General features: G+C 72.1%; 12 protein-coding genes and 1 CRISPR repeat array. Of the genes, 9 read left to right on the top strand and 3 right to left on the bottom strand.

Annotated features, from left to right (window positions below; translation table 11 throughout):
• Positions 1-54: 54 nt before the first annotated feature.
• The 3 genes from ABD208_RS16400 to ABD208_RS16390 form a co-directional block, all read right to left on the bottom strand.
• Positions 55-2,949: a UvrD-helicase domain-containing protein gene (locus tag ABD208_RS16400; RefSeq protein ID WP_344104959.1), complete on the bottom strand. Its 2,895-nt coding sequence runs from the start codon at positions 2,947-2,949 to the stop codon at positions 55-57.
• Positions 2,950-3,061: 112 nt separating this feature from the next.
• Complete coding sequence (locus tag ABD208_RS16395; protein WP_344104957.1) at positions 3,062-3,721, bottom strand: response regulator transcription factor; 660 nt, start codon at positions 3,719-3,721, stop codon at positions 3,062-3,064.
• Between the two features lie 37 nt (positions 3,722-3,758).
• Positions 3,759-5,264, bottom strand: a complete 1,506-nt coding sequence (locus tag ABD208_RS16390) for a sensor histidine kinase (RefSeq protein WP_344104955.1) — start codon at positions 5,262-5,264, stop codon at positions 3,759-3,761.
• Between the two features lie 211 nt (positions 5,265-5,475).
• Between ABD208_RS16390 and ABD208_RS16385 the strand changes: the two genes are divergently transcribed.
• The 9 genes from ABD208_RS16385 (at position 5,476) to cas2e (ending at position 16,417) form a co-directional block, all read left to right on the top strand.
• Positions 5,476-6,246, top strand: coding sequence for an Ltp family lipoprotein (locus ABD208_RS16385; protein WP_344104953.1), 771 nt, complete (start codon positions 5,476-5,478; stop codon positions 6,244-6,246).
• A 163-nt stretch (positions 6,247-6,409) separates the two neighbouring features.
• Entirely contained in the window at positions 6,410-9,970 is a 3,561-nt protein-coding gene (locus tag ABD208_RS16380) for a CRISPR-associated endonuclease Cas3'' (protein WP_344104950.1), read from the top strand.
• Positions 9,971-10,055: 85 nt separating this feature from the next.
• A complete protein-coding gene (casA, locus tag ABD208_RS16375) occupies positions 10,056-11,723 on the top strand; it encodes a type I-E CRISPR-associated protein Cse1/CasA (RefSeq protein ID WP_344104948.1) in 1,668 nt (555 codons plus the stop codon).
• A complete protein-coding gene (gene casB / locus ABD208_RS16370) occupies positions 11,720-12,412 on the top strand; it encodes a type I-E CRISPR-associated protein Cse2/CasB (RefSeq protein ID WP_344104946.1) in 693 nt (230 codons plus the stop codon). Before casA ends, casB begins: the two co-directional genes overlap by 4 nt.
• Before the next feature lies 1 nt (position 12,413).
• Positions 12,414-13,559: a type I-E CRISPR-associated protein Cas7/Cse4/CasC gene (cas7e, locus tag ABD208_RS16365; protein WP_344104944.1), complete on the top strand. Its 1,146-nt coding sequence runs from the start codon at positions 12,414-12,416 to the stop codon at positions 13,557-13,559.
• A complete protein-coding gene (cas5e, locus tag ABD208_RS16360) occupies positions 13,556-14,317 on the top strand; it encodes a type I-E CRISPR-associated protein Cas5/CasD (protein ID WP_344104942.1) in 762 nt (253 codons plus the stop codon). The genes cas7e and cas5e overlap by 4 nt, the downstream gene beginning before the upstream one ends.
• Complete coding sequence (gene cas6e / locus ABD208_RS16355; RefSeq protein WP_344104940.1) at positions 14,317-14,976, top strand: type I-E CRISPR-associated protein Cas6/Cse3/CasE; 660 nt, start codon at positions 14,317-14,319, stop codon at positions 14,974-14,976. The genes cas5e and cas6e overlap by 1 nt, the downstream gene beginning before the upstream one ends.
• Positions 14,973-15,974 carry a type I-E CRISPR-associated endonuclease Cas1e gene (gene cas1e / locus ABD208_RS16350; protein WP_344104938.1) on the top strand — a complete coding sequence of 334 codons (1,002 nt, stop codon included), beginning with the start codon at positions 14,973-14,975 and terminating at the stop codon, positions 15,972-15,974. Before cas6e ends, cas1e begins: the two co-directional genes overlap by 4 nt.
• On the top strand, positions 15,971-16,417 hold the full coding sequence (gene cas2e, locus ABD208_RS16345) for a type I-E CRISPR-associated endoribonuclease Cas2e (RefSeq protein WP_344104936.1): 447 nt from the start codon (positions 15,971-15,973) through the stop codon (positions 16,415-16,417). Before cas1e ends, cas2e begins: the two co-directional genes overlap by 4 nt.
• 16 nt (positions 16,418-16,433) lie before the next feature.
• Positions 16,434-17,987: direct repeats of the CRISPR family, unit length 28 nt; unit sequence GCAGTCCCCGCGCCAGCGGGGGTGACCC.
• Between the last annotated feature and the right edge of the window lie 49 nt (positions 17,988-18,036).

Below are 18,036 nucleotides of genomic sequence, written 5' to 3'. Positions count from 1 at the left end.
CAAAGATTCCGATGGAGTGCACGTTGAAGACTGGGATCGACGCGGCTGCGGCGATTATCGCGCGCCGCGCCATGGGAGCCGAGCATTGACGATGAATCGTCCGGCTGCGGCGCGGGCGGAGAGGGTTCCGCCGAGTTCCGTCGCGCGAGCGGTCATCCCTTCGATGCCCGAGCCGGAGCCCGTCGTCGACCCGGCAGGCGCAACGGCTGGCAGCGGGTTCCGGACGACAAGGGTGACTCCCGTGGTGGGGGCGCCGCGGAGGGTGATGTCGATCGGGAGGCCGGGGGCGTGTTTGAGGGCGTTGGTGACCGACTCCTGGACGATGCGGTAGCAGGCGCGAGCCAGGGCGGCGTCGGCCGAGGCGCCGTGGGTGACGACGACGTTGCTGGTGATACGGGCGCCTTGGGCCCTCAGGCGGGTCAGATGGTCGGTGAGGTCGGCGAAGGAGACCGTGGCGCGGCCCTCGGCTCCCGTGCGGAGGCTGGCCAGGATGCCACGGAGCTCGTGTCCCGCGCGTCGGGCTGCCGCGCGGATGCTCGCGAGGAGTTCGCGGACGGCGGGATCGGTCCCTGCCGCGACCTCCAGCGCGGACGCGCTCAGAGCGATCTCGGCGAGGGAGTGACCGACGGTGTCGTGCATCTCGCGGGCGAGCGCCGCATGGGCGTCCGGGACCTCGGTCCCGGCGATCGTGGCGCCGGCCGGAGCGCGCCCCGGACCCCACTCCGGCAGCAGTTCGCTCCGGTCGCCGTCCCACACGAGGGCGAGGTTGTCCCGCGCCCGTGTCGTCGCCACGTAGAGCAGCGACCGTTCCCGTTGCAGTGCGTCGGGCCGGTCGCCGTCGGGCAGGCGGTCGACCGCCGACGCGGACCGCGTCGTCGTCCCGAACACGAGCACGCTGCGGAACTCCATGCCCTTCGAGCGATGCATGGTCATCGCGACGACGCGACCGGCCCTGGGCTGGTCCTTCGCACCGACGTACTGGACCGGCAGGCCGCGCCGGGAGAGCTCGGAGACGATCATGGTCGCCTCGTTCGAGCTCCGGAGCAGGACGGCGATGGTCTCGGCCGGTTCGCCGGCCTCCAGCCAGTTCTCGACCCGGTCGGCCGCGGCGTCGAACGCCTTCTCGAGGGTGTCGTAGCCGTCGGCGGTGGGCGGCGGCCCGGAGCGGGACGAGCGGAGCCCGTCGGCGTCGTCGACGTCGTCGTCCATCCCCACGACCTCCCGACCGGACAGGATGCCCGAGGCGTAGCCGAGGTTCTGGGCCGTGGTGCGGTAGTTGAGCGTGAGGCGGCGCGAGCGGCCGGTCACGCGGATGCCGTGCCGCGAGAGCACGATCCGCGGGGAGTAGATGCGCTGCAGGGAGTCCTCGGCGAGGAACAGGTCGTCCGGGCCGGGGGCCACGAGGGCGCGCAGCAGGAGGACGCGGGCAGGGGTGAGGTCCTGGGCCTCGTCGACCAGGACGTGGTCGGCGAGGCGGGCACCGCCGCGTTCCGCGGCGGCGTCGAGCGCCGTCGCGGCGATCATGGCCTTCTCGTCGTAGTCGGTCGTGCCGGCGCGCGCCGCCGCGGTCCGGTAGGCGTCGACGACGTCCCACACCGCGTTGCGCTGGGCCCTGCCGAGGGAAACGCCGCGTCCGGGGCGCTGGGTGCGGAGGTACACGTCGCGGGCGGTGATGTACGCGGGGACGACGACGGTCGCGTACTCCGAGGCGAGGAAGTCCTCGTTCCGGAGCGACTCGGGGAGCTTCTGACCCGCCTGCCGGACGGCTGCCTTCCAGGAACCGTCCTTGGTCGCCGGGACGACGTCGGCACGGGTGTGGCCGAGGACCGCGGACGTGGCGGCGGCGACGTCCAGGCCGTGGTCCGCACCCTTGAGGACCAGGTGCCACGACACCGCGTCGATGGTGCCGATGTAGATGCCCGGATCGCCCGGCTTCTTGGCGAGCCGCAGGGTCTTGTCGAGGGTCAGCAGGTTGTCCTGCAGTGCCTTCGCCAGGGTCTTGTTGTAGGTCGTCAGCAGGATGCGGGCCGACGGGTTCGCGCGGTGCAGGTGGCGGGCGCGGTGGAGCAGGACGACCGTCTTCCCGGTTCCGGCTCCGCCGGAGAGGCGGAAGGCCCCGTTCGTGCGAGCCTCCGCGTACTTCCGCTGCTCGGGGTGGAGGAACACGCGCCACCGGGCGAAGTCCTCGTCCTCGATGGCGGCCCGGAGGTCGTCGTCGTCCTCGAGGTACGCGAACTGCATGCGCGAGGCGGGGTGGTCGAGGGCGTCGATCAGGTCGTCGTCGGTGTCGGGAGTCGCGTCCGCAGCGACCGGGCCGACGGCGTAGGACGCGCGGACCTGGGCCGGCGTCGACCCGTCGCCGAGCAGGAGGAGGGCGTCGGACTGGAGCTTCGACGGGGCGGCCAGCGCGACCTCGAGCAGCTGGGTCTCGTCGGCGGCGAGCAGTGCCTGGTGCGCGACCTGGCTGTCGATGCCGAGGTCGAGGAGGTCCTCGAAGGTGACGCCATGGACCTGCAGGATCGGGGCGGGGGAAGTACCCGTGGGCGGGCCCGGGACGGCGGGCGGGGCGGCGTCGGGGCCGGGCGTGGATTCGATGCCGGCCAGGCCGGCAGGGTCAGGATCGACCCGGATGACCTCCGCGACGCCCGTCCGCGGGTTCCGCTGGAAGATGACGCCGCGGGCGTACGCGATCGCGTCGTCGTGCGGGAACGTGCCCAGATAGACGTACCGCGGTTCGTCGTCGGACCCGGTGAGCTTGACCAGGACCGCACGCCAGAACTGGCTCACCCGGCCCGTCCGGACGCGCCGGTCCGCGGCCTGCTTCATGGGCTCGATGTGCAGGCTGGGGAGGGTGTCGTCCCTGCGGAGCTTGTCGAGGAAGGCGTAGGCCTGTGATCGGACGCTGCCGTCCAGGGATGGCACCTCGGAGGGGATGATCACCTGGGGCATGGGCCATAAGAGTAGTCGCCAGGTAGCGCCTGAGCAGGGCTCGGGCACCATCCGACGGGGTGAATGACGGGTCTACCGGAGTGGGCTGGTGATGCGCGGGGCCGGCCTGCGTTCAGTACGTTCCGTCTCCCGAATCGGCCCGGTCCACGATCAGGGCGATCTGGTCCCGGCCCTGCAGCCCGAGCTTTGTCATGATGCTGGAGAGGTGGACCTTCACGGTGTTGTCGGAGATCCCGAGCTGACGCGCGATCTGACCGTTGGTGCGGCCGTGCACGAACGCCGCGACCTCGCGTTCCCGGTCGGTCAGCCGGGCCAGCTGCTCGCGGGCCTTGGTGGTCTTGTCCGGCACGCGGCTGACGTTCGTGTACTGCTGCACCACGGTGTCCATGGCGTCGGCACCGAGCGCATACCGGCCGTTCGCCACCGCGTACACCCGCGCGGCGAGGTCGTCCGGGTCGTCGTCCTTGGACAGGAATCCGGCGGCGCCGGCCTGCAGCGCCTGGACGACGGCGTCGTCGGTCCCGAAGCCCGTGAGCGCGACGAAGCGCGGCGCCCCGGGCCTGGACGCGTTGCGCCGGATCGCCTCGACACCGTTGACACGGCGCATCTGCAGGTCGATGAGGACGACGTCGGGACGGTGCCGGATGACGGCGTCCGGCACCTCGTCGCCGTCCTCGGCCTCGGCGACGACGTCGATGCCCTGTGCGGTGAGGATCGTGCGGATCGCACTGCGGGCGAACGAGTCGTCGTCCACGATCAGAACTTTTGTCACGGCGCCAAGGTAACCGCCGGACGGCCCTGCCTGAGGGTCATGGCTCATCGGCGGACGGTCCCGTCCACGGCAGGTGTGCCTCGACCTGGAACTGCCGCCGGGCCGGACCTGCGGTGAGGCTGCCGCTAGCGAGGCGGGCGCGCTCGGTCATGCCGGGAATGCCCGAGCCGGTTCCGGTGACCGCGGGCGGCGCGGCGGCGTCGTCGGGCAACGGATTCGTGACGGTGATCGTGACACCCGTGGCGGGCGCGCCGCGCAGCACGATGTCGACCGGCAGGCCGGGTGCGTGCTTGATCGCGTTCGTGACCGACTCCTGGACGATCCGGTAGCAGGCGCGCGTCAGCGTGGTCCCGGCGGTGTGGCCCTCGGAGACGAAGACCGTGCTGTTGATGCGCGTGCCCTGGTCACGAAGGTCGAGCAGCAGGCGGGCGAGGTCGTCGAAGGACACCGCCGTGTGCCCGTCCGCGCCGGTGCGCAGGGTGGTCAGGACACCCCGGAGCTCGGTGCCGGCCCGCCGGGCGGCGGCGCGGATCCTGGCTGTGGCCTCCTGCACCTCGGGCGTGGCGCCAGGTCCGGACTCGAGCGCCGAGGCCTGCAGGGCGATCTGACTCAGGGAGTGCGCGATGGTGTCGTGGACCTCGCGGGCGATGGCCTCGCGTTCCTCGGTGCGGCTGAGGCGGTCCTGCATGACGGCGTTCCGGGCGGTGTGCAGCTCGGCGTTCTGTGCGGCGTGGTCGATGACGACGGCGGTGCGCCGGTCGGCGGCGATCGCGCGGCAGATCAGGCCGGCGCCGACCGCGACGACGAGGGCGAAGACGCCGACGGCCACATAACCGGCGGCGTTGAGGGTCTCGCCGTCGGAGGTCGCGAACACCTGGTCGCTGTCGGGCAACGCGAGGTCGCGGGCGATCGCGGCGGTCACGGAGACGACGACGGCGGCGGTGCCGGCCAGGATCCAGCGGATGCGCCGCGACGTGTACAGGGCGGGGAGGCAGACGAGCGCGGTGACGGCGTCGTAGGGGAACAGCACGGGCAGCGCGGCGGCACCGAGAACGACCGCGACCGGATAGCGGTGGCGCAGGAGGACCGGCCACGGGGTGACGACAGTGAGCAGGGCGAGCCCGACGTACACCGGCGAGATGTCCTCGGGCTTCTCCACGTCGGCCAGGGCGTGGAACGCGATCGCGACCATCGAGCTGAACCAGCACAGCGGCAGGAGCAGGAGGCCGCGGATGAAGTGCCACCGGGTAGGGGAGAGCCACACGAGCCAGGCCGGGCCCCAGGGCTTGCGGGAGGCGGGGTCCGGCAGGCCCGGTGTCAGGTCCGAGGCCACCCTCGCGGCGGCCCGCTGGACCGGCTGCGGCACGGACCCGTAGAGCGGCGGAGGGCTGTACGACGACGGAGTCGTGTACGGCAGATGCGTGCCGGGCGACGGCGCGGCCGTGGAGTACGGCTGCGGGGTGCCCGGCGACGGCCTCGTGCCGTGTGCCGGCGTGGAGCCGTACGACGGCGGCCGGGCAGGGCCGCCGGAATGGTGGGACATGCCCCGAGCGTAGGTCGCCCGGCCGAGGCCGTACATGATCCGGGCGGGTGGTTTCGGCGGGGTGGGAACCTACCCGATCGGGTGACGGGCATCTGCCGGGACGGGCGATGTGCGGCACGGGCGACCCGGGAGAGAGTCGAGGGACCGGCTGCGACGCGCCCCAGACGCGTCGCGGCCGGGCCGGACCACGACGCAACCCCAGGAGCCTGCCATGTCCCAGTCCTTCCCTCCCTCCAGCGGGAGCACGCACGACCCGGCCGGACCGGGCGTTCCGCCGCAGGGTGCCTACCCGCCCCCGGTTCAGACCGGCTACCCGGTCCCGGTGGCCGCACCGACCAACGGGCCTGCCACGGCGTCGATGGTGGTCGGCATCGTCTCGCTGTTCGCTTCCCTGCTGTTCCTGCCGGCGGTGATCGGCCTGATCCTCGGGATCGTCGGCCTGCAGCGGTCCGGGAGCACGACGCCGCCCGTCGGCCGGGGCAAGGCCGTCGCGGGCATCGTGATGTCGGTGGCCAGCTTCGGCTTCGGCGCGCTGTGGATCGCGATCATCGCGGCGTCGGCCGGCGGTGATGTCGGCGCTGCCGACGCCACGTCGACGTCGATCAGCCAGGACGGCACGACGACGGAGGAGGCCGCCCCGGACAAGCCTGCCGCAGAACCGGCCGACAAGCCCGAGCCCGCCGAACCCGCGATGACCGTCAGCCAGGAACAGGCCGTCGGCAGCGCGCAGAACTACATCGACCTCACGCCGTTCAGCAGGTCCGGCCTGGTCGACCAGCTCGTCTACGAGGACTTCTCCCGGGCCGACGCCGAGTTCGCCGTCGACCAGCTCGACGTCGACTGGAAGGAGCAGGCCGCCCGCAGCGCCAAGAATTACCTCGACCTGACGTCGTTCTCCCGCCAGGGCCTCATCGACCAGCTCGTCTACGAGGGCTTCACCACGGAACAGGCCACCTACGGCGTGGACCGGACCGGGCTCTGACCGGAGTCGGCACCTCGCACAGGAAGGCCGAACCGGATTCACCCGGGTGAATTACTCCAGATTCACCGTGGAAGCCGGTTTGGCGCCTGTTTGCCTCCTATCCTGGGCTGCCTGTCCGGTGGTCCGCGACCGTTTCCCCAGTTCATGAAGGGTAATGAACCTCATGGGTTCCGACGAGAAGGTGCCTCTGTTCGATGTGCGGGCGGCTGCCGGCTTGGTATGGGGCAAGACCGACAAAGCGCGCGACGGGCGCTATCTGTGGCTGCCGGTGCACCAGCACCTCGCGGACACCGCGGCCGCGGCCGGCCGGCTGTGGGATGCCTGGTTGCCGGAGCGGGCACGCCGGGTCGTCACGGACGCGGCCGCCGGAGCGCCGTCGCCGGAGGCTGCGGGCCGGGCGCTCGCGGTCTTCCTGGCGGGCGCCCACGACATCGGCAAGGCGACCCCGGCCTTCCAGATCAAGGTCTCCAGGCCTGGCGACCCGTTCGCTCAGCTGACCGACCGCGTGCGGAGGTCGGGACTGCCGCTGGCGGCCAAGATCCCCGATGGGCGCGATCTGCCGCATGCCCGCGCGGGGCAGGTGATCGTGGAGCCCTGGCTCGTCGAGCGACACGGATGGGAGAAGGGTGCGGCCCGGGCGCCGGCGTCCGTCGTCGGTGCCCATCACGGGGTGCCGTCGGGTGTCGGCGAGATCAACGCGGCTCGCGTGCGTCAGGCCCTGCTGGGCGGGCCGGACTGGCGTGCCGTGCAGTACGAACTGCTCGACGACCTCGTGTCGCGTCTTGATCTGGGTGACCACCTCAGGTTCTGGGGCTCACGACGACTCCCGGGCACGGCGCTGATGCTCCTGTCGGGCCTGGTGGTCGCCGCGGACTGGATCGCGAGCAACAACTGGCTGTTTCCCCTGATCGACGTGGAGGACGACGCCGTCCGGCTGCCTCAGGACGCGCGCCTTGACCGGGCGTGGCGCCGTCTCGGCTTCCCGGCACCGTGGCGTCCCGTGAACGACGGCGCGCACCCCGGCGACCTGCTCCGCGACCGCTTCGAGCTGCCGGACGGCGCTTCCGCGCGACCTCTGCAGATCGCCGCGGTCGAGCGTGCACGATCCATGGACCTGCCGGGTCTGCTGGTCATGGAGGCCCCGATGGGTGAGGGCAAGACCGAGGCGGCGCTCCTGGCTGCCGAGGTGCTCGCAGCCAGGTCGGGGATGTGCGGCGTCTTCGTCGCCCTGCCGACGCAGGCGACGAGCGACGCGATGTTCGCACGCGTCCTGAGATGGCTGGAGCGCGTTCCGGAAGCAGCAACGGTCGGTGACGACGGTGAGCCCGTGGCCGCGGAGGCGGCACGTCGCACCGCATTCCTTGCGCACGGCAAGGCCCGGCTCGACCCGACGTTCCGGGAACTGCGTGCCGAGAAGGCGGAGCAGGCGGTGACAGGCATCGACGACGCCGACGACGCCGGTGGTGGCTCGCACCCACGTCCCGGAAGGCGCCCGGGATCGCACCAGCTGCGCGGCGCGGCGTACGTGAACTGGTGGTTCTCCGACACGAAGCGCGGGATCCTCGCCGACTTCGTCGTGGGGACGATCGACCAGGTCCTGTTCGCGTCGTTGCAGGCTCGGCACGTGATGCTGCGGCACCTGGCGATGGCCCGCAAGGTCGTGATCCTGGACGAGGTGCACGCCTACTCGGCGTACTCGAACGTGTACCTGATCCGGGCGCTGGAGTGGTTCGGCGCCTACGGGATCCCTGTCGTGGCGCTGTCGGCGACGCTGCCGGGCGCACTTCGTGAGCGGCTGATGGACGCCTACCGGACCGGTCGGAAGGCGGGCGTTGCCGGCCTCGGCCAGACGGCATCGGCCGGGCTCGACGGCGTGACCGCACGACCCGGCGAGCCGGCGTCGTCGAACGGAGGAACGCCGGCCGTGGACGTCGTCGTGCCGTCAGGTCCCCGGAAGCTTCGAGGGCGGCGTCCGGTATCGGCCGCCGTCACGGAATCGCGGCCGGCCGAGGTCGTGGCCGATCCCCGGGCGACGTCGTTCGTCGGGCACGACGCAGGTGACGTTCCACATCGGTGGGGCGTCGCGGCATCAGGCCGTGGCGTCGAGGTCCGGCTGGACACGATCGTCGACGAGAAGGTTCCGGACCCGCACGGCGAACTCGTCCGCACGGTTGCCGAGGCCCTCGGCATGACGCCCGGGTATGCGGGGTGGCGCGGCGAGCCGGCGGGCTGCGTGCTCGTGCTGCGCAACACGGTGCGCCGTGCACGCGATGCCGCTCGGGCGCTCTCGAGCGCTCTCGAGCGTCCCGGCGGCGAGCCGCTGGTGCGCCTGCACCATTCACGGTTCATCGCACATGACCGCCTGCACAACGACAACGAACTGCGCTCCGAGCTCGGCCCGGGTTCGGTTAACCGGCCCGCCGCGCGGGTGATCGTGGCGACCCAGGTCGCCGAGCAGTCGCTGGACATCGACGTCGACCTGCTGATCACCGACCTGGCGCCGATGGACCTGATCCTGCAGCGTGTCGGTCGCCTGCACCGCCACGAGCGTGCCCGGCCGGCCCGTCTGGCCGCGCCGCGGTGCGTGATCACGGGAGTGACATGGGACGACGACGGCGGTGTGCCTGAGCTGACCCAGGGAACCCGCATCTACGAACCTGCGGCCCTGCTGCGCGCGGCAGCCGTCGTACGGGAACGACTCGACGGCGACCGCGTGATCAGCCTGCCGCGCGATCTGGGTCCGTTGGTGGAGCGGGCCTACGGGGACGTGGTTCCGGGGCCGGCCGCTTGGCACGACGCGATCGCCGAGGCGGATCTGGCAGCTTCTCGCGCGCGGGAGCGCCAGATGGCCGACGCCGCTGCCTGGCGGATGCCCGCACCGGGCGCCGTCGCGCAGCTCGACGGGCTCCTGGACGCGCACTCCGGTGACGCGGATCGTGAGGTCGGCACGGCTCCGCGGGTCCGGGAGGGTGAGGACACGATCGAGGTGCTGCTCGTCGAGCGGAAGCACGGCATGTACTGCATCCCGAAGTGGATCGAGTCACCGGTTGCGGGAATGGAGCTGGCACCGGATCACCGCCCTGACGAGGATCAAGCGCTGGCACTGGCCAGGTGCACGATCCGGTTGCCCCTGGAAGCTACTCGGGGCCGCTCGGGTGATGCCCTGATCGAGCACCTGGAGGAGAACTACCTTCATGCCTGGCAGTCCGTGCCGGAACTCAAGGGCCAGCTCGTCCTGCCGATCGACATCGGTGCTGACGGTCGCCCCGAACCGATCAACGGATGGCGGTTCGGCTACGACCCCAGGAACGGTTTGGACGTCAGGAACGCGACCTCGGTCGGTCAGCCGGAAGCATCTGCCGCCGACCAGCCTTCGGCCGGCCGCCACCAGGGGAACAGCGGCGATCCCGCACCCGCCGGTTCGGAGTCGCGCGAGAAGTACGCCGTGTCGTGGCAGGCGATCGTGGACGACGCGATCGCGGACGAGTGCGTCCTCCTCGACGCCGTGGCGGACCTCTCCCACGCGCTCCCGGCACCGACGCTCGGCGACGAGGTCGGCGACGGGATCGGCCTGTCCGTCTCCTGGGAGTCCTTGCGCATCACCGTCGGACACGAGCAGCTCACCGCCGAGAACACGGCGTGGCTGACCGAGCACGGCTGGACCGTCGTCGACCCCGAGCCCGACGAACTTCGCCACGTTCTGAACGAGGCGATCGCCCGATGAACCAGATGTACCGAGGCGGTGCTGCGAGTGCGCCGCTGCCGGTGGAACCGAGAACTTCCGAGGAGGAACTGGATGTGAGAAGGACATGAGCGAGACGACGCAGCACGCGGCGTTCGATCTGACGGTCGAGCCGTGGATCGTCGTGCTGGACAAGGCCGGGGTCCGGCGGGAGATGTCGATCCGGGATGCGTTCCGGGAGGCCGGCGAGATCAGTCAGATCGTCGGGGAGGTGCCTACGCAGGGGTTCGCGATCCTGCGGGTGCTGCTGGCGATCCTGCACCGGGCCGTCGACGGGCCGCGTTTCGAGGAGGGCGAGGACCGGAGCAGGCACGAGCACTGGTGCGAGGTACGGGACGACTGGGACGGCGTGGTCGGTGCGGTCGGGGAGTACCTCGACGAGTACCGGGAGCGGTTCGACCTGCGGCACCCGGTGACGCCGTTCTTCCAGGTGGCAGGGCTGAGCACCGCGGCCAAGGACGCCGCCGGCCTGGAGATGCTCATCGCGGACGTGCCGAACGGGCAGCAGTACCAGACGACCAGGAGCGGCCGGGGGACGGCGACGATCACCTGGGCGGAGGGGGCCAGGTGGCTGGTGCACGCCCACGCCTACGACCCGTCCGGGATCCGCGGCGCTGCGATCGGTGATCCGCGGGCCAAGGGCGGCAAGGGTTACCCGATCGGCCCAGGCTGGTCGGGGCAGATCGGCGGGGTGTTCCTCCAGGGTGCGACCCTGCGCGACACGCTCCTGCTGAACCTCACGGAATCCGTGACGGCGGGGCTCGAAACGGTCGGCACCGATGTGCCGGTGTGGGAACGCCCGGCGCTGACCGCGGCGCCCGACGGCGGGCCGGACGGCCGCGAACCGACGGGACCGCTCGACCTGTACACCTGGCAGACCCGCCGTATCCGGCTGGTCGGTGACGGGGTGGTGCATGGTGTCGTGCTGTGCAACGGTGACAAGGCCACGCCCCAGAACCGGTTCCGGCTGGAGCCGCTGACGGCCTGGCGCTGGTCGGACCCGCAGACCAAGAAGTTCAAGCAGGACACCTGGATGCCGCGCAAGCACGATCCCTCGCGGGCGATCTGGCGTGGTCTCGCAGGTCTGCTGACGGGCGCGTCCGGCAGCAAGGACAAGGCCCCCGGGGTGCTGCGGTTCGCCGAGGAACTGCTGGCCGACGGAGTCCTGACCGAACCGGTGCTCACCGTGCGTGCTGTCGGTATCACGTACGGGCCGCAGGAAGCGACCATCAGCGAGATCACCGACGACCACCTCGATCTGCCCGCCGAGATCGTCGCGCACGGCGACGGCGAGACCGCGCGGCTCGCGGTCCTCGCCGTCGAGCAGGCCGACCGCGCCGTGTACCAGCTGGCTTCGTTCGCCCAGAACCTCGCGCTGGCTGCGGGCGGGGACACCGAGTCCTCCGGTCCGCGTGACCGGGCCCGGGAAGCGGCCTTCGCCGAGCTCGACCCGATGTTCCGGCGCTGGCTGCTGTCGCTGGCGACCTCGGACGACCTCAGGAAGAGCGAGACGGTCTGGCAGCGTGACGTAGCCGCCGTCGTGCACCGGCAGGCCGACGATCTGGCCGGACAGGCCGGCCCGGCCGCCGTCGTCGGGCGGCAGGCCCGCGGACGGCACATCGATCTGGGCCTGGCGCACGCCTGGATCCGTGCCGGCGTCGCCAAGGAACTGCCGCTGGCCGCCGCGGAACGCCGTCGGCCGAGGAACGAACGCGACGACAAGGGAGAGTCATGAGCGAGACGACGCCGCCTCCGGCGGCACCGGCGCCGGCCGGAAACGGCGACCGTGCGGACGCGGTCTACCGGTTCACCGCCCAGCAGGTCCTCAAGCTCCAGAGGGACCGCGACCAGTCCGGTTCCGGCGGCAGCCGCGCCGTCGCGCTGCTCGCGCGGCTGCGGCGCGTCGCCACCGCCGAGCCCGGTACTGACCCGGGCGTGTGGGACGCGACGCTCGACGGCGCGCCCGGATCGCCGTCGGACGGCCGGATCAGCGAACCCACCCGTGAGGAACGGGCCATCCACCTGGCCCTCGCCATGTACGCGACCGCGCAGCAGGGTGTCGCCGACGCCGCTCACGCGCAGGGTGCCGGTCTCGGAACCGCCGTCCAGCAGCTCGAACGGCTCCGGCCGGGCGCGGGCGACAGCGGCCGGTCGCCGGTACGACGACGCTTCGACGCCCTCGCCACCGCCACCGACCTGCCCGAGCTCGCCGTGCACCTGCGCGGCCTGGTCACCCAGATGCGCGGCACCACCGCCCGGCTCGACTACGCGCGGCTCGCGTCGGATCTGTTCTGGTACCAGGTGCCCGGCAGAGCCGGATCCGTCCGGCGCACGTGGGCCCGGGACTTCTACGCACTGCGCGGTCAGGACGACCGATCGGCGTCCGCCGCACCCACGAACGACACCACCTCGAAGGAGAACTGACATGGCTCAGCCCCGCACCCTCGTCGACGTCCACATCCTCCAGACCGTCCCGCCGAGCAACCTCAACCGCGACGACACCGGCAGCCCCAAGACGGCGTCGTACGGCGGCGTCCGCCGCGCCCGCGTCTCCTCCCAGGCCTGGAAGCGCGCGACCCGCCTGCACATGGCCGAGAGCGCCGAGGGCCTGGCCACCGGCGTGCGGTCCAAGCGCGTGGTCGAGCTCCTCGGCGAGGAGATCGTCGGTCAGGACCCGTCCCTCGAGGTCGAGCGCGCCCAGGAGCTGGCCAAGGACGTGCTGACCACCGGCGGCATCAAGATCAAGGCGCCCCGCAAGGGCGACGTCGAGGAGGCGACCTACCTGCTGTTCCTCAGCAGGCAGCAGGTCACGGCGCTCGCGGGCCTGGCCGTCGAGGCAGCCCGTTCCGGCGAGAAGCTCGACAAGAAGGTCGTCCAGGCGCACTTCAAGGACAAGAACTCGATCGACCTGGCGATGTTCGGCCGCATGGTGGCGGACGTGACGGACCTCAACGTGGACGCGTCGGTCCAGGTCGCCCACGCTCTGTCGGTGCACGCGGTCGAGACGGAGTACGACTACTTCACCGCCGTCGACGACCACAAGGCCGACGACGCCGACGAGGACGCCGGCGCGGGGATGATCGGCACGGTCGAGTTCAACTCGTCGACCCTCTACCGGTACGCGACGATCGACGCGGACCTCCTGGCGAGGAACCTCGGCGAGGGCGCGCCGGTCGGTGAGGCGGTCGCGGCGTTCGTGACCTCGTTCGCCCGTTCGATGCCGTCGGGCAAGCAGAACACCTTCGCCAACGGCACGCTGCCCGACGCCGTCGTGGTGTCCCTGCGCACGGACCAGTCGGTCTCCTGGGTGGGGGCGTTCGAGGAGCCGGTGCGTGCCGGCATCGAGGGCGGGCGGATCACCCGGGCCGCCGAGGAACTGGCCAGGTACGCGAAGGAGACGACCGACGCCTTCGGCGGCGCGCCCGAGCGCACCTGGGTGACTGCCGTCGGCGCCAAGGGCGCGGCCCTGGACCAGCTCGGCGAGCGCGTCTCGTTCGACGAGCTGACCGGGACGCTGGCGGCGGTCGTCGAGGAGCGGACCCGGGCAGGGCAGCCGGTCGGTGCCGCATGAGCACACTGCTGCTCAAGCTGGCGGGACCGCTCCAGTCCTGGGGCACGACCTCCCGGTTCACCCGTCGCACGACGCAGCCGGCACCGTCACGCTCGGGGGTGCTGGGCATGATCGCCGCGGCTCAGGGACGACGTCGGACCGACCCGCTGACAGATCTGCTCGACCTGAGGTTCGCCGTGCGGGTGGACCAGGCGGGGAAGCTCGAGCGGGACTTCCAGACGTCGCGGACCCTGGACGGCAGCAGGAGCATGCCGCTCACCGACCGGTACTACCTGTCCGACGCCGTGTTCGTCGCGGGCATCGAAGGGCCGGGCACGCTGGTGGACGGGATCGAGCAGGCGCTGCGGCGGCCGGTGTTCCCGCTGTACCTCGGCCGCAGGTCGTGCCCGCCCGCGGGCGCCGTCGTCGTCGGACAACGTGACGACGGACTGTACGGCGCCCTGGCGGCCGAACCCTGGCATGCCGCGGCGTGGTGGCGGCGGCGCGAGGAGCGCCGTCCCGGCGGGCCGGCGCCGCTCGATCTGCTGGCCGACGCCGGGGTCGTGCCGCCGGGGCTCGTGCGCGAGGCGACGCAGACGCATCGCGATGTCCCGGTGTCGTTCGATCCGGAGCTGCGGGAGTACGCCTGGCGGCAGGTGGAGCGCGTGACGGTGACACCGCCTGGGGTCGGCCGGACGGCGCCCGGCGGCGTCGACCACGACCCGATGTCGCTCACCGAACCGGAGCACGATGTGATGGCGCTGCTGGAGGAGGACTGATGCACCTGACACGGTGTGAGATCGACCCGGCGCAGCGTGGCGCTCGCCGGCTGCTCGGATCGCCGCAGGCGATGCACGCCGCCGTGCTCGGCGGGTTCGACCACCTGGACGACGCCGCGAAGCAGGACGGGCGCCTGCTCTGGCGCGTGGACCAGGGACCGGCTGTGACCTGGCTGTACGTGGTCTCCGGGGCCGAGCCGCGGCTGGACGGGCTGCTGGAACAGGCGGGGACGCCCGGGACGCAGCAGACGCGGCCGTACGGGCGTGTGCTGGAGCGGCTCGAGGCCGGGCAGCGGTGGGCGTTCCGGCTGCGCGGGAACCCTGTCTACTCCGCCGCGAATCCGGACGGCGGGCGCGGGCGGCGTGTCGCCTACGCGGGAGTGGCCGGGCAGACGGAGTGGCTGCTCAAGAAGGCCGAAGGGACGGGGGTCTGGCTGGGCAAGGAGGATGAGCCGGACTTCGCCGTGACGCGGCGCGGGGTGGCGCAGTTCGGGCGCCGGTCGGACGGCACGCAGCGGCAGGTCACGCTGGCGTGGGCGCAGTTCGACGGAGTGCTGGAGGTGCGTGACCCCGAGCTGCTCCGGGACGCGATGACCGGCGGCGTCGGGCGGGCGAAGGGGTACGGCTGCGGGCTGCTGACACTGGCACCTGTGCCGTGAGTCTGCCCGGGACGCGGCCTGCCGGCGTCACCGAGCTGGCTCGCGTGCAGGACCGGCTGACGTTCCTGTACGTGGAGCACTGCGTGGTCTCGCGGGAGTCCAGCGCGATCACCGCGAACGACGGGCGCGGGACCGTGCACGTCCCGGCCGCTGCTCTGGGTGCGTTGCTGCTGGGGCCGGGCACGACCGTGAGCCATCAGGCCGTCGTGCTGCTCGCCGAGTCCGGGTCGACGGTCGTGTGGGTGGGGGAGAAGGGCGTGCGCTACTACGCGCACGGCCGATCTCTCGCCCGCACGTCCCGGCTGCTGGAGGCACAGGCCGCCGTCGTGTCGAACACACGACGGCGGCTCGAGGCCGCCCGGGTCATGTATTCCAAGCGGTTTCCCGGGGAGGACGTCTCCGGGCTGACCATGCAGCAGCTGCGCGGGCGTGAGGGGGCGCGCGTCCGGAAGGTGTACCGGCAGTGGTCGCAGCAGACCGGCGTGGCCTGGGCGCGGCGGGACTACCAACCGGACGACTTCGAGAGCTCTGACGCGATCAACCAGGCGTTGTCCGCCGCGGCCGCGTGCTTGTACGGGGTGGTGCACAGCGTCGTCGTCGCGCTCGGGTGCGCGCCGGGGCTCGGCGTCGTGCACACCGGGAACGAGCGATCGTTCGTGTACGACGTCGCCGACCTCTACCGGGCCGAGCTCGCGATTCCGGTTGCCTTCCAGGTCGTCGCGGAAGGGCCCGTCGACGTGGCGGGCGCCGTGCGGAGGGCGATGCGGGACAGCATGTTCGAGGCGCGGGTCATGGAGCGGTGTGTCCGGGACGTGCAAGAGGTGCTGCTCGGGGTCGGGGCCGGGGCGGACCGGTCCGGGGAGGATCTGATCGAGGCGGACATGTTGAAGCTGTGGGACGACCGGAGTGGGTCCGTGTCCGGTGGGACGTCCTACGGATGGGACGTGCTTGACGCGTCCGATGACTTGCTGGATGGTCCTGACCAGGAGGAACCATGATCGTCGTGGTCCTGACGGCTTGCCCGGACCGGTTGCGAGGACAGCTCACCCGATGGCTGCTGGAGATCTCGCCCGGGGTGTTCGTCGGGCACGGCTCGAAGCGGGTGCGGGAGATGCTGTGGGAGCGGATCGTCGAGCATGTCGGGCGGGGGAAGGCGCTGATGGTGAACTCGGTGCGGGGTGAGCAACGGCTGGCGTTCCGGGTTCACCAGCATGAGTGGGAGCCGGCGGACCACGACGGGCTGATGTTGATGCGGCGGCCGTCGAAGCGGGGAGGGATGACGCGGATGTCCTGGGAGCGGGACGGGGATGGTGCGGAGCGGGCGCTGAAGACGACGCCGGAGAACTGGAGTATTGCTGCGCGACGGCGGCGGTTCCGTGGGGAGGTGGAGCAGCGGCGAGTCGAGCAAAGTGAACGAGAAAACGGTGGGGAGCCGGTGTAGCCGCAGGTCAGGAAGTGCAGTCCCCGCGCCAGCGGGGGTGACCCGTCCTCCATGTTCTTGATCGCGCCCTCGGCGAAGCAGTCCCCGCGCCAGCGGGGGTGACCCCTCGTTGAGCTTTTCCTGCGCGGGGTCGAGCGCGCAGTCCCCGCGCCAGCGGGGGTGACCCGCGCCGTCTGTCCCGGCGCACGAACCCAGCCGAGCAGTCCCCGCGCCAGCGGGGGTGACCCTTGATGTCCGACTGCAGCTCGCGGCCCGCGGACGCAGTCCCCGCGCCAGCGGGGGTGACCCCGGCGACGTCGGCCACACGTAGCGCCTTTCTGAGCAGTCCCCGCGCCAGCGGGGGTGACCCGGTTCTCGCGCTCGCCATGTTCGCGGAACCGGAGCAGTCCCCGCGCCAGCGGGGGTGACCCGTGGTGTGCGCCCGTTCCCGTGATGGCCGCGACGCAGTCCCCGCGCCAGCGGGGGTGACCCGCCCTCGGCTACACGCGCGAGGAGGCCCGCCAGGCAGTCCCCGCGCCAGCGGGGGTGACCCCCGAGCGCGGCAGGCTGGAACACCTTGGAATCCGCAGTCCCCGCGCCAGCGGGGGTGACCCCCGCGCGCGCGCCTCGTCGACGCTCATCAAGTTGCAGTCCCCGCGCCAGCGGGGGTGACCCCGGCACGTGCGCGACGTCGTACACGGACAGGCTGGCAGTCCCCGCGCCAGCGGGGGTGACCCGGTCCTCGACTCGATCGAGGACCTGGGGAACATGCAGTCCCCGCGCCAGCGGGGGTGACCCCGGGCGCGAGGCTCTGACCGTCGACATCATCGGGCAGTCCCCGCGCCAGCGGGGGTGACCCCCCGCCCCGCCCGTCGATCCCGTTGGCGACCGAGCAGTCCCCGCGCCAGCGGGGGTGACCCCCGTCGGGCGGCGGAGTCAGTTGGGCTTGCGCTGCAGTCCCCGCGCCAGCGGGGGTGACCCGGACGCCTACGACGTCGGCACCGTCGCGCACGCGCAGTCCCCGCGCCAGCGGGGGTGACCCCTCGCGCCACAGCGCGGCCGACATGATCGCGAAGCAGTCCCCGCGCCAGCGGGGGTGACCCCCGCTGCCCCTGCCCGTGGCACCTCGCAATGGCGCAGTCCCCGCGCCAGCGGGGGTGACCCCGGGGCCTCCGCGCCCAGGTCGAGCAGCAGCTCGCAGTCCCCGCGCCAGCGGGGGTGACCCTAACTCTGTTGTAAAGGCTATTCACGGGTGAGAGCAGTCCCCGCGCCAGCGGGGGTGACCCCTGCGCCGGCAGAGTCGCGATGTTCTGGGCAGTGCAGTCCCCGCGCCAGCGGGGGTGACCCGCAGCGGATCGCCTGGGACGAGGCCATCGCGGAGCAGTCCCCGCGCCAGCGGGGGTGACCCCTCGACGAGCCGGGACGAGGCGAGGGCGGGCAGGCAGTCCCCGCGCCAGCGGGGGTGACCCTCCCACGTACCGGTTGGTGGTGTCGGGGTCGTCGCAGTCCCCGCGCCAGCGGGGGTGACCCCCCGGCCACGTAGTCCCGGTAGGCGTTCACGGCGCAGTCCCCGCGCCAGCGGGGGTGACCCCTGCGCCGGCAGAGTCGCGATGTTCTGGGCAGTGCAGTCCCCGCGCCAG

Source organism: Myceligenerans crystallogenes (genome assembly GCF_039529775.1).
Lineage (GTDB): Bacteria > Actinomycetota > Actinomycetes > Actinomycetales > Cellulomonadaceae > Myceligenerans > Myceligenerans crystallogenes.
This window is presented reverse-complemented; position numbering and strand designations above follow the sequence as displayed.

What these genes read in the sequence shown, in the direction of transcription:
- ABD208_RS16385 (WP_344104953.1), top strand. Translation starts at nt 5,476, where the DNA reads ATGTCCCAGTCCTTCCCTCCCTCCAGCGGGAGCACGCACGACCCGGCC.
- cas2e (WP_344104936.1), top strand. Translation starts at nt 15,971, where the DNA reads ATGATCGTCGTGGTCCTGACGGCTTGCCCGGACCGGTTGCGAGGACAG.
- cas5e (WP_344104942.1), top strand. Translation starts at nt 13,556, where the DNA reads ATGAGCACACTGCTGCTCAAGCTGGCGGGACCGCTCCAGTCCTGGGGC.
- cas6e (WP_344104940.1), top strand. Translation starts at nt 14,317, where the DNA reads ATGCACCTGACACGGTGTGAGATCGACCCGGCGCAGCGTGGCGCTCGC.
- cas7e (WP_344104944.1), top strand. Translation starts at nt 12,414, where the DNA reads ATGGCTCAGCCCCGCACCCTCGTCGACGTCCACATCCTCCAGACCGTC.
- casA (WP_344104948.1), top strand. Translation starts at nt 10,056, where the DNA reads ATGAGCGAGACGACGCAGCACGCGGCGTTCGATCTGACGGTCGAGCCG.
- ABD208_RS16390 (WP_344104955.1), bottom strand. Translation starts at nt 5,264, where the DNA reads ATGTCCCACCATTCCGGCGGCCCTGCCCGGCCGCCGTCGTACGGCTCC.
- ABD208_RS16400 (WP_344104959.1), bottom strand. Translation starts at nt 2,949, where the DNA reads ATGCCCCAGGTGATCATCCCCTCCGAGGTGCCATCCCTGGACGGCAGC.
- ABD208_RS16380 (WP_344104950.1), top strand. Translation starts at nt 6,410, where the DNA reads ATGGGTTCCGACGAGAAGGTGCCTCTGTTCGATGTGCGGGCGGCTGCC.
- casB (WP_344104946.1), top strand. Translation starts at nt 11,720, where the DNA reads ATGAGCGAGACGACGCCGCCTCCGGCGGCACCGGCGCCGGCCGGAAAC.